The sequence below is a fragment of the Nocardioides sp. genome, from assembly GCF_030655615.1.
GTDB lineage: Bacteria > Actinomycetota > Actinomycetes > Propionibacteriales > Nocardioidaceae > Nocardioides.
In genome coordinates, this window is sequence record NZ_JAURVJ010000154.1 from 1 (window position 1) to 15,072 (window position 15,072).

The window sequence follows — 15,072 nt, forward strand, 5'->3', positions numbered from 1 at the left end:
GGATCGCGCAGCGACCGCGCAGCGGCGCCGCAGGCGTCCTTGACGCCGAGACGCGGTCTGCTACGCGCGGCCACCCGACCCGGACCACCCGTGACCTCACGGAAGACACGTGGCTTCGAGGCTCGCTGCGCTCGCACCTCAGCCGACGTACGCCTACAACCCCCGGAACCGCTCCACCTGCACCTTGACGCCGTCCGTGATCCGGTCGGCCTCCTGGAGCAGCGCCCAGTAGTCGGGGTGCGCGCCCTGGAGCCCGGACCGGAGCCCGTCGAGACGGCGGGCGAGCGAGTCGAGCTCGCGGGCGACGGCGTCGCCGCCGGGCTTGCGGGTGTTGGTGACGAGGAGCTGGGCATCGCGCAGGCGGAAGCGCACCTTGCGCAGGAGCTCCTCGGGGTCGGCCTTGACGGCACGCAGGGCGGTCACGCGGTCGGCGGGGGCGCCGACCTGGGTCTTGGCGGTGTCGAGGGCGGCGCGGGCCTCGTCGAGCAGGCGCAGCGGCAGCGACCAGTCGGCGCCGGCCTCGACGAGGCGGTCGAAGTCGGTCAGCTTGGTCTGGGCGAGGGCGAGCTGCTCGCGGGCGGTGGGCTCGACCTTCTCGAGGTCGCGCCAGTTGCCGAGGCTGAACTCGCGGCGGAGCACGGCCATGTCGGCCGGGATGCGCTCGAGGCGGGACTCGACGGCCTCCAGGGCCGTGCGCAGCGACGTACGCCGGGTGCGGGCCTTGGCGACCCGCTGCGGGTAGTCCTGGGCGAGCTTCTCGGCGGCGTCGGCGAGCCCGGCGAGCTCGGCACCGGCCTGCTCGAGCACCGGGAAGCCGGTCGCGGGCTGCCAGTCGTTGGCGGCGACCGCGGCGGCGCGGGTGCGGGCCAGGATGCCGTTGAGCTCGGGGACCTCGAGACCGGTCTCGCGCAGGGTGGTGGCCGCGTCGGCGACGCGGCGGGCCTGAGCGGCGGCGGCCTCCTTGAGCTCGCGGCCCCGCTTGACCTGCTGGCCGATGCGGGTGAGCTCGTTGTCGTAGTCGAGGACGACCTGGTCGAGGGCGTCGGCGTGCTTGGCCAGCCGCGGCCCGACCTCGGCGTAGGCACGGTGGGCGGCGCCGAGGCCGCGCTGGTCGAGGGACTCGTCGAAGGGGTGCTGGTCGAGCGTGGCGAGGTAGTCGCCGATCAGCTTCTCGGCCTCCTGGTCGAGGACTCGGAACCGCGGGACCAGTCCCGACGACGCCGCCCGCTCCGGCAGGTAGGCCTGGAAGCTCTCCACCATGCCGCGCAGCGTGCGCTGGGAGCTGTCGAGGTGCTGGAAGTCGAGCATCAGCTGGTCGAGCGCGGTCCTGGTCGCCTCACGCTGCGAATCAGGGGAACGGCTCGCCACGTCACTCATCGTACGAGCGCGGCGCGGGTGAGGACGTCACCGGCCCGCCGTCCAGCAGGACGACGGGCCGGTGACGGGGCGAGCACCTCAGACGTGGACGACGTGCTCCTCGCCGCGGTGCTCCTTGTTGTAGCGGAAGCTCGACCACAGGGCGAGCAGGATGAACGCGACCCCGATGAGCCCGGTGATGACCTCGGGGATCTCGGGACCGACGCTGATGAACAGCAGCAGCGCCAACGCCCCGATCGCCCAGTGGGCGCCGTGCTCGAGGAAGACGTACTCGCTCAGGGTGCCCTGGTGGACCAGGTAGATCGTGATCGACCGGACGTAGAACGCACCCACGCCGAGACCCAGCGCGATGATGATCGGGTCGGACGTGATCGCGAACGCCCCGATCACGCCGTCGAAGCTGAAGCTGGCGTCGAGCAGCTCGAGGTAGAGGAACAGCGAGAATGCCGCCTTGCCCGTCGCGGCCACCGCCGAGCCGACGCCGGCCGACTTGGGCCCGTCAGCGGCCTCCTCCCCCTCCTCGAGCTCGTCCTCGAGACCGCCGTCGAAGAAGTCACCGAGGCCGTTGACCGCGAGGTAGAGGATCATCCCGAACACGCCCGCCAGCAGGATGTCGTTGGCCTCCTCGTGGAAGATCCGCGAGAACGTGAAGAGCCACACGAGCGCGACCAGCGACGACACGGCCGGGAACGCGGCCGCCTTCGACATCGCCCGCTCGATCGGGCCGACCCAGTGCAGGTCCTTCTCCTCGTCGAACAGGAAGTCGAGGAAGATCATCAGCAGGAACATCCCGCCGAAGGCCGCGATCAGCGGGTGGGCCTCGTTGAGGATGTAGCCGTAGGTGCCCGGCTCCTCGGGGTTGCCCTTCTCGAGCGCGAGCTGCCACGCGTCGACCGGGGACAGGTCGGCGGTCACGAAGACCACGACCAGCGGGAACAGCAGCCGCATGCCGAAGACGGCGATGACGATGCCGACGGTCAGGAAGATGCGGACCCAGAACTCCGACATCCGGTTCAGCACCTTGGCGTTGACCACCGCGTTGTCGAACGACAGCGAGACCTCGAGCACGATCAGGATCGCGGTGACGGTCACGCCGGTGATGCCGTCGTAGAGGAACGCGACGATCAGGCCGATGACGGTGAACAGGAAAGACCAACGGAGGGTCTTGAGGAGCACGGGATCAACTCACGATCGAGGGGGGAGGGCAGCGGACGACGCCGGGCGGCGTACGCCCGTGTGGCAGAGCGTCAGGACGTCAGAGGTTGACGCCGTAGTCGCGCACGATGCCGGCGAGACCCGAGGCGTAGCCCTGGCCGATGGCCCGGAACTTCCACTCGGCCGCGTTGCGGTAGAGCTCGCCGAAGACCATCGCGGTCTCGCTCGAGGCGTCCTCGGAGAGGTCGTAGCGGGCGAGCTCGGTGCCGTTGTCGGAGTTGACGACGCGGATGAAGGCGCCAGTCACCTGGCCGAAGTTCTGGCCGCGGGCGTCGGCCTGGTCGATGGAGACGGCGAAGACGACCTTGTCGACGTCGGCACCCATGCCGGCCAGGTTGACCTCGACGACCTCGTCGTCACCCTCGCCCTCACCGGTGCGGTTGTCGCCCTGGTGCACGACGAAGCCATCGGGCGAGGTCAGGTTGTTGTAGAAGACGAAGTGCTGGTCGGACACGACCTTGCCGCCCTCGTTGCACGACAGCGCCGAGGCATCCAGGTCGAAGTCCTGACCCGTGGTGGTGCGCACGTCCCAGCCGAGGCCGACGAGCACCTTGTTGAGTCCGGTGGGTCCGGCTTCCTTGGTCAGGGAGACGTTTCCACCCTTGGACAAGCTGACGACCATGTCGACTTCCTCATTTCGTTCGGGGGCTGGGCGCGCGGATGCGCACCCGGTGCGTGGCAACCCTACAAACGCACCAGGGGCGCCGACAGTTTCGGGTCGGACAAACTTCCCTGGGCTCGAAACGGCACCGGCGGCGCCCGGGGTGGTTGCATGACCTCATGGGCGTCCTCAGCCAGCCACCCGTCCCCGCCGGGTTCACCGGCACGCGCCACGGCGTGTGCAACCTCTGCGAGGCGATCTGCGGCCTCCAGCTGACCCTCGAGGAGGGTGCCGTCACCGGCATCCGTGGCAACCCGGCCGACCCGCTGTCGCGCGGCTACATCTGTCCCAAGGGCGTCTCGCTCGCCGACGTCTACGCCGACCCCGACCGGTTGCGCCGCCCGGTCCGTCGCGTGCCCGGACAGGACGGCGCGGACGACGACTGGGTCGAGCTGGAGTGGGACGAGGCCCTCGACCTCGTCGCCGACCGGCTGGCAGCCACGATCGCCGACCACGGCGGCGACAGCGTCGGCGTCTACCTCGGCAACCCCAACGCCCACTCGCTCGGTTTCGGCACCCACGGCGCCGGGTTCGTGCGCTCGCTCCGCACGCACAACCGGTTCAGCGCCTCGACGGTCGACCAGGTCCCCCACCAGCTCGTGGCGTGGCAGCTCTACGGCCACCAGCTGATGATCGCGGTCCCCGACCTCGACCGCACCCAGCTCTTCGTGGTGGTCGGGGCCAACCCGATGGCGTCCAACGGCTCGCTGATGACCGTGCCCGACTTCCCGAGTCGCATCCGGGAGCTGCACGGTCGTGGCGGCCGGATGGTCGTGCTCGACCCGCGGCGCACCGAGACCGCCAAGGTCGCCGACGACCACCACTTCGTGCGACCCGGCACCGATGCCCCGGTGCTGCTGGCGGTGCTGCAGGTCATGTTCGAGGAGGGCCTGGCCCGCCCGCCGGCGTACGTCGACGGCCTCGACCGCCTCGCCGAGCTGGTCGCGCCGTTCACGCCCGAGCGCGCCGCGGCCGTGTCGGGCGTGCCGGCCGACACGATCCGGGCCCTGGCCCGCGACCTCGCCGGCGACGAGCCCGCGGTCGTCTACGGCCGGATGGGCGTCTCGACCCAGGGGTTCGGAACCCTGTGCCAGTGGGCGATCGCCTGCCTCAACCTGCTGTCGGGCCACTTCGACCAGCCGGGCGGCGCGATGTTCCCCGAGCCCGCCGTCGACACCGTGGGCCGCCGCATCCTCGGGCCGGGGCGGCACGACCGGTGGCGCAGCCGGGTGCGCGACGTACCGGAGTTCGCCGGCGAGCTGCCCGCCTCGGTGATGGCCGAGGAGATCCGCACCCCGGGCGAGGGGCAGGTGCGCACGATGGTCACCGTCGCCGGCAACCCGGTGCTCTCGACACCCGACGGCCGTGGCCTCGCCGAGGCGCTCGACGACCTCGACTTCATGGTGTCGGTCGACTTCTACCTCAACGAGACGACGCGGCACGCCGACGTCGTGCTGCCGCCGACGAGCGCGCTCGAGCGCGACCAGTACGACCTGGTCTTCCACGGCTTCGCCGTGCGCAACACGGCGCGCTGGACGCCGGCGGTCTTCGCGCGCGGCGACGACCAGCGCCACGACTGGGAGATCTTCGGCGGCCTGGCGACGCGCATCGCCCAGCGGCTCGGCACCCCGCTGGCCGACGACGCCGCCGCCCAGCTCGCCGCCGCACCGGCCGACCTCGTCGAGCTGCTGCTCGACACCGGCGACCGGGTCGCGGCAGCCGAGCTCGTCGAGCACCCCGAGGGCATCGACCTCGGCCCGCTCCGGCCGACGATGCCGGGCCGGCTGCAGACCGAGGACCACCGGATCGATCTGGTGCCGACGCTGCTCGTCGACGACCTCGACCGGCTCACCGCCTGGCTGGACGACCTCGAGGCGACGCCCCGCGGCGACGGCGACCTGGTGCTGATCGGCCGCCGCCACCAGCGCGACTGCAACTCGTGGCTGCACAACACGACCCGGCTCACCAGGGGCAAGGCCCGGCACCACCTGCTCATGCACCCCGACGACCGCGCCGCCCGCGGCATCGCCGACGGCGGGACCGTCGTGGTGAGCTCGCGGGTCGGCTCGGTCGAGGTCGCGGTCACCGGGGCCGACGACATGATGCCGGGCGTCGTCTCGCTCCCCCACGGCTACGGGCACCAGCTGCCCGGCACCCGCCTCGGGCACGCGAGCACGGTCGCGGGGGTGTCGATCAACGACCTCACCGACCCCGACCTGCTCGACGTCGTGTCGGGCAACGCCGCCCTCAACGGAGTGCCGGTGACGGTGTCGCCGGCCTGACGTCCTCGACCTCGGCGTCCGTCGGCACGACCGCGACCGGGGCGGGCGTCGTACGGCGCGGCCACACCCGGTCCCCCAGCAGCACCAGGATCGCGGGCAGCATCACCAGCCGCACCAGGGTGGCGTCGAGCAGGATGGCGGCGGCCAGGCCGACGCCCATCATCTTCATCTCGAGCATCGACAGCGTCGCGAAGATCGCGAACACCGAGACCATCACCGCGGCGGCGCTGGTCACGACACCTGCGGTCTCCGAGATCCCACGCTGGACCGCGACCCGGGGGTCGAGGCCGGCGAGGACGTGCTCGCGGATCCGGCTCAGCACGAAGACGTGGTAGTCCATCGACAGGCCCACCAGCACGACGAGCACGAAGAGCGGCAGCCAGTCGATGACGAAGCCGGGGTTGGTGAAGCCGAGCAGGTCGGCGCCGACCCCGTGCTGGAAGACCAGGACCAGGCACCCGAAGGCGACCCCGACCGAGGCCAGGTTGAGCAGCACCGACACCCCGGCGAGGACCACGCTGCGGAACGTCAGCAGCATCATCAGGCAGGTCAGCAGGAGCACGAACCCGATCACCAGCGGGAGCCGTCCGCCCAGGCGGTCGGCGAAGTCGAGGCTCTCGGCGGCCCCGCCGCCCACGGCGGTCTCGGCGTCGAGCTGCGTGGCACCGTCACCGGCGAACGAGGCGGGCACGAGCTCGGTGCGCAGCTCGCGCACGGCGTCGTCGACCCGCTCGTCGGACTCGTCGAAAGGCATCGCGAGGTCGAGCACGGTGGTGGTGCCGTCGGCGGAGGCCTCCGGGGCCTCCCCCGTCGCGACGAAGTCGCCGGTGGCGACGGCGCGCTGCTCGAGGTCGGCGAGGGCGTCGGCCACGCGGCCGGCGTCGGCGGGGTCGGCCTTGACGACGACGGTCGCGGAGGCGCCCTCGGCCGGGAACGCCGCGGTCAGGTCGCGCATCGTCTGCACCTCGGGGATCGAGGCGGGCAGGGTGTCGAGGTTGGCGGAGTGGATCCGCAGGCCCAGCGCAGGCAGGGCGAGGCCGACCACCACGACGCTCGCGAGGATCAGCGCGGCGAGCGGACGGCGTACGACGGGGCGCAGGATGCGCGTGCTGATGCCGCCGGCGCCGATGCGGGCGTTGAGCCGCCAGAGCAGCGGCACGCGCGGTCGGTCGACCCAGCGGCCGAGCCCGGCGAGCAGCGCGGGCAGCACGGTGATCGAGCCGAGGACAGCCACGGCGACCACGAGGATCGACCCGACGGCCAGGGAGTTGAAGGTGACGTCGCCGACGAGGAACAGCCCGGCCATCGCGGCGATCACGGCGCCGCCGGAGACGAGGATCGAGTGGCCCGAGGTCTGCGCGGCGATGTCGACGGCGTCGAGCGTGGTGCGGCCGGCGAGCCGCTCCTCCCGCTCGCGCTTGAGGTAGAAGAGCGAGTAGTCGACGCCGACGGCCATGCCGATGAGCACGACCATGCTGGTCACGGTGCTCTCGGCGGGCACGAGGTGCGACAGCGGGGCGAGGACGCCGATCGTGGCCGCGACGCTGGTCGCCGCGAGCAGGACGGGGAGCCCGGCCGCGACCAGGGCACCGAACGCGAGGAGCATCAGCACCAGCGTGATCGGCAGGCTGATCCCCTCGGCGGCGTGCAGGTCCTCGCCGACGCGCTCGTCGACCGCGGCGTCGAGCGTGGTGTCACCGGCGGCCCGGACCTCCAGGCCTGGATGGGTGTCCGCGACCTCGCCGACCACCCGTCGTACGTCGTCGGCGAGCGTGTCGGGGAGGTCGCCGTCGCGCGCCAGCCGGGCCGGCACGAGGAGCGCCGAGCGGTCGGGGCTCCACTGCGGGCCGGCGACGGCGGCGACCCCGTCGACGCCCGCGAGGGCCTGGGCGAGGTCGGCGGCTGCGCCCTCGGCCTCGGTGGCGTCGAGGTCGGTGGAGCCGGTGCCGGTGACCAGGACGTTCTCGGAGCCGGGCTCGTCGAGGCCGACCGCCTCGACCAGGGTGGCGGCGCGGCCGGACTCGCCGAGGCGGTAGTCGGCGTCGTCGGCCTCGACGGTCGGCACGAAGGAGGCCAGCGCGACGGCGACGGCCACGAAGGCGAACCACGCGCCGATGGCGCGCCAGGGGTGGGTGGCGCTCCAGCGGGCGGCGCGGCGGGGAACGGTGGCGAGAGGATGGGTCATGCGGCCAGCCTCGTGAGCGCCGGCGGCCGCGTCAGGGGCGTGGCCACCACTCCCGCGGTGGTGCCTGCACCACCGCGCGTGGCCGTCCGACCGGGGAGGATGGGGCCATGACCGAGCCGAGCAGAGCGCGCCTGACGGGCTACGCCGCCGCGCAGCTGCTGCTCGGGGTCGTCGCGCTGGTGCTGTTCGTCCTCACGGTGACGGGCGCGGCGCTGATGGTCGTCTGGGTGGGCGGGCTGCTGCTCGCCATCTCGCTCCCCCTGACCCGGCTCGTGGCCGACGCCCACCGCCACATGGCGGCCGGCGTGCTCGGCCTCGAGGTCCCGCGGCCCTACCGCCCCGTGCCGCGGCACCCGTGGCACGCGCTCGTGGCGGTGGCGCGCGACCCGATGTCCTACCGCGACCTGGCGTGGACCGTGTGGGCGTGCACCTTCGGCTGGGTCGTGGCGCTGATCTGCGTGCTCGAGCTGCTCGCCGTCGTCACCTGGCCGCTGTGGTGGTGGACGCTGCGGCCCAAGATGCGGGCCCGCAGCCAGATCGACCTGTGGTTCCTCGCCACCAGCCGGACCGAGAAGCTCGAGCAGCGGGTCCAGGTGCTCACCGAGACCCGCGCCGACGTCGTCGACACCGCCGCGGCCGAGCTGCGCCGGCTCGAGCGCGACCTGCACGACGGGCCGCAGGCCCGGCTGGTCGCGCTCTCGATGAGCCTGGGCCTGGCGGAGCAGCGCCTGAGCCAGGAGGGGTGGGCCGAGGATCCCGAGGGTGCCCGGCGCCTGGTCAGCGACGCGCGCTCCACGACGTCGGCGGCCATCAGCGACCTGCGCTCCGTCGTGCGCGGCATCCACCCGCCGGTCCTCGCCGACCGCGGGCTCGCCGGTGCGGTCCAGGCCCTCGCCCTCGACATGGCGGTACCGGTGACCGTGACCGCCGAGCTCGACGGCCGACCGCCGGCGCCGGTCGAGTCGGCGCTCTACTTCGCCGTGGCCGAGTGCCTGGCCAACGTCGGCAAGCACGCGCACGCGGAGTCGGCGACGATCGTGCTGACCCACGACGGCGGGCGGGTGCGGGTGCGGGTGGTCGACGACGGGGTGGGCGGCGCGCACGTCGACGCCGGGACCGGCATGCTGGGTGTCCGACGCCGGCTCGCGGCCTTCGACGGCACGATGTCGGTGAGCAGCCCGTCCGGCGGGCCGACCGAGATCACCCTGGAGGTTCCGTGCGACTTGTCCTCGCCGAGGACCACGCCCTCCTCCGGGCCGGGATGATCCAGCTGCTCGAGGCCAACGGGTTCACGATCCTGCACGCCGCCGTCGACGCGCCCTCGCTCGACGTGGCGCTGCGCGACCCCGCCGCCCAGGCCGCCGTGGTCGACGTACGCCTGCCGCCGTCGCAGACCGACGAGGGCCTGCGCGCGGCGATCGCGGTGCGCGAGGCGCGTCCGGGCTTCCCGGTGATGGTGATCTCGCAGTACGTCGAGCACCTCTACGCCCGCGAGCTGCTGGCCAGCGGCGAGGGCGCGGTCGGCTACCTGCTCAAGGACCGGGTCTCCGACGTCGCCGAGTTCGTGGACGGCGTGCGCCGGGTGGCCGCGGGCGGCACCGTCCTCGACCCCGAGGTCGTCGCGACGATCATGGCGCGGCGCCGCGAGGAGCCGCTCGACCGCCTCACGCCCCGCGAGCGCGAGGTCCTCGCGCTGATGGCCGAGGGCCGCTCCAACGCCGCGATCGCGGCTCGCCTCGTCGTCACCGACAAGGCCGTCGCCAAGCACATCAACAGCATCTTCGCCAAGCTCGACCTCGGCACCGCCGAGGACGACCACCGCCGCGTCCGCGCCGTCCTCACCTGGCTCCGCGCCTAGACGACGCTGACCCGTCGTCGATTGCTGACGGGTCAGCGGGTGCGGGGGCTGGCGACGACGGTGACGGGGTGGCGGACGACCGCGTCGAAGAAGTAGCCCAGGGTGTTGAAGGGCGACACGAGGGGCTGGGTGCGGCCGAGGGTGTCGGTGGCGCGCGCCATCAGGGTGGCGGGGCCGGGCTGGGTGGGGCGCCAGGTCGTCGTCCACTGGGTCCAGCCGAAGCCGCGGTCGCCCGGCTCGGCCGGCGGGTCGTTCTTCTGCCGCTGGTCGGTACGACGCCACGTCGCGCCGCCGTCGAAGCTGACCTCCACGCTTCGGATGGGGGCAGCGCCGCTCCAGGACCGGCCGGTCAGGATCTGCGTGACGCCGGCGGCGAGGGTCGCGTTCCACGGCAGCTCCCAGGCGGAACGGACCGGGTTGACGGTGAGCGGCGGCGAGTCGGCCGGGTAGCTGCCGCCCGTGAGCCGGTAGAAGGCGGTGTTCCAGGGCGACTGCAGCTCGGTCGTGGCGACCTCGAGCGAGCCGAGCCACTTGATGCTGGCGATCCCGATCCAGCCCGGCAGCACCAGACGCAGCGGGAAGCCGTGGTCGGGCAGCAGCGGCTGGCCGTTGGCGCTCCAGGCGAGGATCGCGTCGTCGAGGGCCTTGGCGACGGAGAACGGGCGCCGGACCCGGCCGTAGTCGGTGCCGCCGCTGACGAACGGGTCGTCGAGGCCGGTGGCCATGATCGACACGGCGGTGGACGAGAGCCCGATCCGGCTCAGCAGGTGTCGCAGGCGCACGCCCTCCCACGTGACCGTGCCGACCGAGCCGAGGGTCCAGGCGGTGCCGCTGCCCGCCTGCCCCTGCTGGGAGCCGAAGAAGCTGCGTCCGTTGCCGGTGCACTCGTGGACCGAGGTGATCCGCGTGACCGGCAGGGTCTTGAGGTCGGCGAGGCTGAACGACAGCGCCTCGGCCTCGGTCCGAGCCTGGCTCAGCCCGTTGCCGAAGATCCGCAGGGCATAGGTCGACGCGTCGATCGTCGGGGTCTTGGTGTGGTTGCGCACGAACAGGTCGGCCTGCGAGGTGAGGTAGCGCCGCTTGTCTACCGAGTCCCACCGCATCTCGGCGTTGGTGCCGAAGTCGACGAACCGCGACGGCGGCAGCGGCTTGAGGATGTTGGGGAACCCGGCAGCGGCCGGACGGCCGGCCTGGACCATGGTCGCGGCGAGCGGGCCGACGGCAGCGGCGGCGAGGAGGGAGCGGCGCGTCGCGCTCGGTCGGGTCGTCATGCCGGCATTTAACACCATCAAATCACCTGACTCAGTACACTTAGGAACTACCTAGGCACACCCGCCGAGTCGGCGCAGAGGTGAAGGGCAGGACGGCCGAGTCGGCGCAGAGACTCAGCCGCTGCGCCGACTCGCGCTCTGCACGAGTCAGGGCAGGTCGGCTCAGACCAGGAGGGCGCGCACGGCGGCGCGGGCGGCGGCCGGGTCGGAGGCGGCGAGGGCGGCCTCGGCGGCCTCCTCGCACTGGTCGTGGGTGACCGAGGCGAGGCGGGCGCCGACGGGCTTGGCGGCGGCCGCGGCCATCGACAGCGAGGTGACGCCCATGCCGACGAGGGCGCAGGCGAGCAGGGGGTCGGCGGCGGCCTCGCCGCAGACCCCGACCGACTTGCCGGCGTGGCGGCCGGCCTCGGCGGTGATCGCCACCAGCTGCAGCACCGCGGGCTGCCACGGGTCGGTGAGGTGGGCGAGGTCGGTGGCCATCCGGTCGGCGGCCATCGTGTACTGCGTCAGGTCGTTGGTGCCGATGGACAGGAAGTCGACGACCTCGAGCATCCGGTGGGCCAGCAGGGCCGCCGACGGCACCTCGACCATCACGCCCGCCTTGAGCCCGCGGCCGCGCACGGCCTCGGCGAACTCGGCCGCCTCGGCGACGGTCGCCACCATCGGGGCCATCACCCAGGTCTCGGTGCCGGTGTCGCGGGCGGCCTGGGCGATCGCGTCGAGCTGACGCGTGAGCAGGCCGGGGTTGCTGAACGACAGCCGCAGACCGCGTACGCCGAGGGCGGGGTTCTCCTCGCCCTCGTGGGTCGCGAACGCGACGGGCTTGTCGGAGCCCGCGTCGAGGGTGCGGACCACCACGTAGCGGCTGTCGCCGAAGGCACGCAGGACCTCGGCGTAGATCTCCGCCTGCTCGTCGACGGTCGGCTCCTCGGTGCGGTTGAGGAAGCACAGCTCTGTCCGGAAGAGTCCGACCCCCTCGACCGGTCCCCCGGCGGCGGCGCGGGCCGACCCGCCGTCGGCGACGTTGGCCAGCACCTTGACGGCGAACCCGTCGGCGGTGGCGCCCGGGCCCGACCACGCCTGGAGCGCGGCCTGCTGCTCGGCGGAGGCGGCGACGAGGCTCCACGCCCGGTCGGAGTCGGGGTCGACCTCGACCGTGCCGGCGACGCCGTCGACGAGCACCGGCACGCCGGCCTCGAGCGAGAGCGCGCCGGCGACACCGACCAGGCACGGGATGCCGAGCTGGCGGGCGATGATCGCGGTGTGGCTGGTCGGGCCGCCGCGCTCGGTGACGAGCGCGAGGATGATCGCCGGGTCGAGCCCGGCGGTGTCGGCCGGGGCGAGGTCCTCGGCGACCAGGACCGACGGCTCGTCCGGCACGGGTACGCCGGGCTCGGGCTCGCCCACGATCCGCGCGACCAGGCGCCGCTCGATGTCGCGCAGGTCGGTCGCCCGCTCGGCCATCAACCCGCCCATGGCGGTGAAGGTCTGCACGAACTGCTCGACCGCGGCGTGCACGGCGGGCAGCAGGTGCTCACCGCTGCGCAGCTGCTTACGCACCGCGCCGCGCAGCCCGCGGTCCTTGGCCAGCCCGGCGCTCGCGGTGAGCACCTCGGCCGTGGCGCCGCTGGCGCGGGCGGCCTTGGCCTGGAAGCCGTCGCCGACCGCAGCCGCGGCGGCGTCGTAGGCGGCGAGGGCGGCCTCGTCGTCGGCGTACGGACCGTCGCCGAAGGCGGAGACCGCAGCCGCGGAGACCTCGCCGCGAGCGAGGGTGACGGGGCCGTAGGCCACGCCGGGGACGACAGGGGTGCCGGTCAGGCCGGTACGGGTTTCAGTGACCACGAACACACGTTACTGCCGAGGACCCCTTGACAGTCAACACATTCGGGCATAGAACAACACAAGCAAAGATCATCCGACCGGGAACAGGCAGGAGGGACCGATGTACGCCGAGGAGCGCCTGCAGTCGATGGCCCGTCTGGTCAGCGACCGCCGCCGGGTCTCGGTCACCGACCTCAGCCGTGAGTACGACGTCACCACCGAGACCGTGCGTCGCGACCTCTCGCAGCTCGAGCGCCTCGGGCTGGTCCGCCGGGTCCACGGCGGCGCCGTCCCCGCCGACGCGCTGGTCACCGTCGAGGCCGGCCTCGGCGAGCGCGACCGCACCCACGCCGACCTCAAGGACCTCATCGCCACCGCCGCCGTCGCCATGCTGCCGCCCGACGGCTCGAGCGTCGTCCTCGACGCCGGCTCGACGACCTCGCGCCTGGCCGCCGCGCTCCCCCGCGACCGCCGCCTCGTCGTCTTCACCCACGCCGTGCCGGTCGCCGCCCGCCTCGCCACCCTGCCGCTCGTCGAGCTGCACCTGCTGCCCGGCCGGGTCCGGACGACGACCCAGGCCGCCGTCGGCCCCGACACCGTCGCCGCCGTCCGGGTCGTGCGCGCCGACGTCGCCTTCCTCGGCACCAACGCCCTCAACGAGAGCCACGGCCTCTCGACGCCCGACCCCGAGGAGGCCGCCACCAAGCGGGCCATCGTCGGCGCCGCACGCCGGGTCGTCGTCCTCGCCGACTCCTCCAAGATCGGGCACGAGTCCGCGATCCGGTTCGCCGCCCTCGACGAGGTCGACTGCGTCGTCACCGACGCGGGCGTCGAGCCCGCCGACCGCCGCGCCCTCGAGCGGGCCGGCGTCGAGGTGGTGGTCGCATGACCACGAGCAACGGCACGAGCAGCGACATCGGGCGCATCGTCACCCTGACCCCCAACCCGAGCACCGACCGCACCATCGAGCTCGCCGGACCGCTGCGGCGCGGCGCCGTCCAGCGCACGTCGTCGGTGCTCGACCAGGCCGGCGGCAAGGGTGTCAACATCTCCCGCGCGTGCCTCGCGGCCGGCGTACCCACCACGGCCGTGCTGCCGGCCGCCGCCGACGACCCGTTCGTCCTCGAGCTCGAGCACGCCGGGGTTCACCACCGGCTGGTCACGCCCGATGGTCCGGTGCGGGTCAACGTCACGATCAGCGAGCCCGACGGCACGACCACCAAGCTCAACAGCCCCGGCGCGACCGCCACCCCGGGCACCCTGACCGCCCTGGCCGACGCCCTCCACGAGCTCGCCGCCGACGCGGCGTGGGTCGTGCTGGCCGGTTCGCTGCCGCCCGGCGCGCCGGCCCACTGGTACGCCGACCTCGTCGCCGACCTGCGCACCCTGACCCGCGTCGCGGTCGACACCAGCGAGGCCCCGTTGCAGGCCCTCGTCGACCGGCTGACGCCCGGGTCGGCTCCCCACCTGATGAAGCCCAACGGCGAGGAGCTCGCGTCCTTCACCGGCGGCGACGCCGACACCATCGAGTCCGACCCCCAGGCGGCCGCGGACGCCGCGCGCACGCTCCTCGACCGCGGCGTCACCGAGGTGCTCGCGACCCTGGGCGGCCACGGCGCCGTGCTCGTCACCGCCGACGGCGCCTGGCACGCGACCCCGCCGCCCACCGAGGTCGTCAGCACCGTCGGGGCCGGCGACTCCAGCCTCTTCGGCTACCTCCTCGGCGGCCTGCGGGGCCAGTCCCCCGCCGACCGCCTCGCGCTCGCCGTCGCCTACGGCAGCGCGGCCGCCGGCCTGCCCGGCACCACGATCCCCCAGCCCGCACAGGCCCGGCCCCACCTGGTCGTCGTCCGCGAGCTCGCAGTGTCACCGTCCACGCACCACCACACCACTCCTGGAGCACGCGCATGACCGACCTGATCACCACGGCCCTGGTCCGGCTCGACGCCGACCTCGGCGCCGACAAGCACGACACGATCCGGGCCCTGGCCGCGGTCGTCGCGGACGCCGACCGGGCGACCGACGTCGACCAGATCGTCGAGGACGCCCTGGCCCGCGAGGCCAAGTCGGCCACCGGCCTCAAGGACGGCATCGCGATCCCGCACTGCCGCACCACGGGCGTCGACGTACCCACCCTGGTCTTCGCCCGACTCTCGCCGCCCGTCGACTTCGGCGCCAAGGACGGCCCCGCCGACCTCGCGTTCCTCATCACCGCCCCCGAGGGCGGCGACAACACGCACCTCCAGATCCTGACCAAGCTGGCCCGCAGCCTGGTCAAGAAGGAGTTCACCGACGGCCTCCGTGCCGCCGCGACGCCCGAGGAGGTCGTGGCCCTCGTCGCCGCGGTCGTCGACCCGGCCCCCGCTCCGGCCGCCGCCCCCGCCGCCGCCGCGCCCACGTCG

The 15,072-nt window shown here is 73.4% G+C and carries 12 protein-coding genes; 6 read left to right on the forward strand and 6 right to left on the reverse strand.

What is annotated here, in order from left to right; translation table 11 throughout:
• Positions 1–153: 153 nt before the first annotated feature.
• The 3 genes from Q7T52_RS12780 to Q7T52_RS12790 form a co-directional block, all read right to left on the reverse strand.
• Positions 154–1,368 carry a hypothetical protein gene (locus tag Q7T52_RS12780; protein WP_304803057.1) on the reverse strand — a complete coding sequence of 405 codons (1,215 nt, stop codon included), beginning with the start codon at positions 1,366–1,368 and terminating at the stop codon, positions 154–156.
• Between the two features lie 87 nt (positions 1,369–1,455).
• The gene (locus Q7T52_RS12785; protein WP_304803059.1) at positions 1,456–2,553 is read right to left on the reverse strand and encodes a DUF475 domain-containing protein; all 1,098 of its coding nucleotides are present in this window, start codon (positions 2,551–2,553) and stop codon (positions 1,456–1,458) included.
• A 79-nt stretch (positions 2,554–2,632) separates the two neighbouring features.
• Entirely contained in the window at positions 2,633–3,214 is a 582-nt protein-coding gene (locus tag Q7T52_RS12790; protein ID WP_304803061.1) for a TerD family protein, read from the reverse strand.
• Positions 3,215–3,372: 158 nt separating this feature from the next.
• Here Q7T52_RS12790 and Q7T52_RS12795 point away from each other — a divergent pair, with 158 nt between their 5' ends.
• On the forward strand, positions 3,373–5,535 hold the full coding sequence (locus tag Q7T52_RS12795; protein ID WP_304803063.1) for a molybdopterin-dependent oxidoreductase: 2,163 nt from the start codon (positions 3,373–3,375) through the stop codon (positions 5,533–5,535).
• On the opposite strand, the gene Q7T52_RS12800 is transcribed toward Q7T52_RS12795, so the two are convergent.
• Positions 5,501–7,720: an MMPL family transporter gene (locus Q7T52_RS12800; RefSeq protein WP_304803065.1), complete on the reverse strand. Its 2,220-nt coding sequence runs from the start codon at positions 7,718–7,720 to the stop codon at positions 5,501–5,503. The genes Q7T52_RS12795 and Q7T52_RS12800 overlap by 35 nt on opposite strands.
• Before the next feature lie 107 nt (positions 7,721–7,827).
• On the opposite strand from Q7T52_RS12800, the gene Q7T52_RS12805 reads away from it, so the two are divergent.
• The gene (locus Q7T52_RS12805) at positions 7,828–8,985 is read left to right on the forward strand and encodes a sensor histidine kinase (RefSeq protein ID WP_304803067.1); all 1,158 of its coding nucleotides are present in this window, start codon (positions 7,828–7,830) and stop codon (positions 8,983–8,985) included.
• Positions 8,937–9,578: a response regulator transcription factor gene (locus tag Q7T52_RS12810; protein WP_304803069.1), complete on the forward strand. Its 642-nt coding sequence runs from the start codon at positions 8,937–8,939 to the stop codon at positions 9,576–9,578. The genes Q7T52_RS12805 and Q7T52_RS12810 overlap by 49 nt, the downstream gene beginning before the upstream one ends.
• A gap of 32 nt (positions 9,579–9,610) precedes the next feature.
• Here Q7T52_RS12810 and Q7T52_RS12815 read toward each other — a convergent pair whose 3' ends face one another.
• Both Q7T52_RS12815 and ptsP read right to left on the reverse strand, forming a co-directional pair.
• Entirely contained in the window at positions 9,611–10,849 is a 1,239-nt protein-coding gene (locus Q7T52_RS12815; protein ID WP_304803070.1) for a molybdopterin-dependent oxidoreductase, read from the reverse strand.
• A 162-nt stretch (positions 10,850–11,011) separates the two neighbouring features.
• Positions 11,012–12,691 (reverse strand): phosphoenolpyruvate--protein phosphotransferase, encoded by a 1,680-nt coding sequence (gene ptsP, locus Q7T52_RS12820; RefSeq protein WP_304803072.1) that lies wholly within the window; start codon positions 12,689–12,691, stop codon positions 11,012–11,014.
• Between the two features lie 100 nt (positions 12,692–12,791).
• On the opposite strand from ptsP, the gene Q7T52_RS12825 reads away from it, so the two are divergent.
• The 3 genes from Q7T52_RS12825 to Q7T52_RS12835 all read left to right on the forward strand — a co-directional run.
• Positions 12,792–13,559 carry a DeoR/GlpR family DNA-binding transcription regulator gene (locus Q7T52_RS12825; RefSeq protein ID WP_304803074.1) on the forward strand — a complete coding sequence of 256 codons (768 nt, stop codon included), beginning with the start codon at positions 12,792–12,794 and terminating at the stop codon, positions 13,557–13,559.
• Positions 13,556–14,581, forward strand: coding sequence for a 1-phosphofructokinase family hexose kinase (locus Q7T52_RS12830; protein WP_304803075.1), 1,026 nt, complete (start codon positions 13,556–13,558; stop codon positions 14,579–14,581). The genes Q7T52_RS12825 and Q7T52_RS12830 overlap by 4 nt, the downstream gene beginning before the upstream one ends.
• Positions 14,578–15,072 (forward strand): PTS sugar transporter subunit IIA (locus Q7T52_RS12835; protein WP_304803077.1); only part of this gene is annotated, 495 nt, incomplete at its 3' end. The genes Q7T52_RS12830 and Q7T52_RS12835, both read left to right, overlap by 4 nt.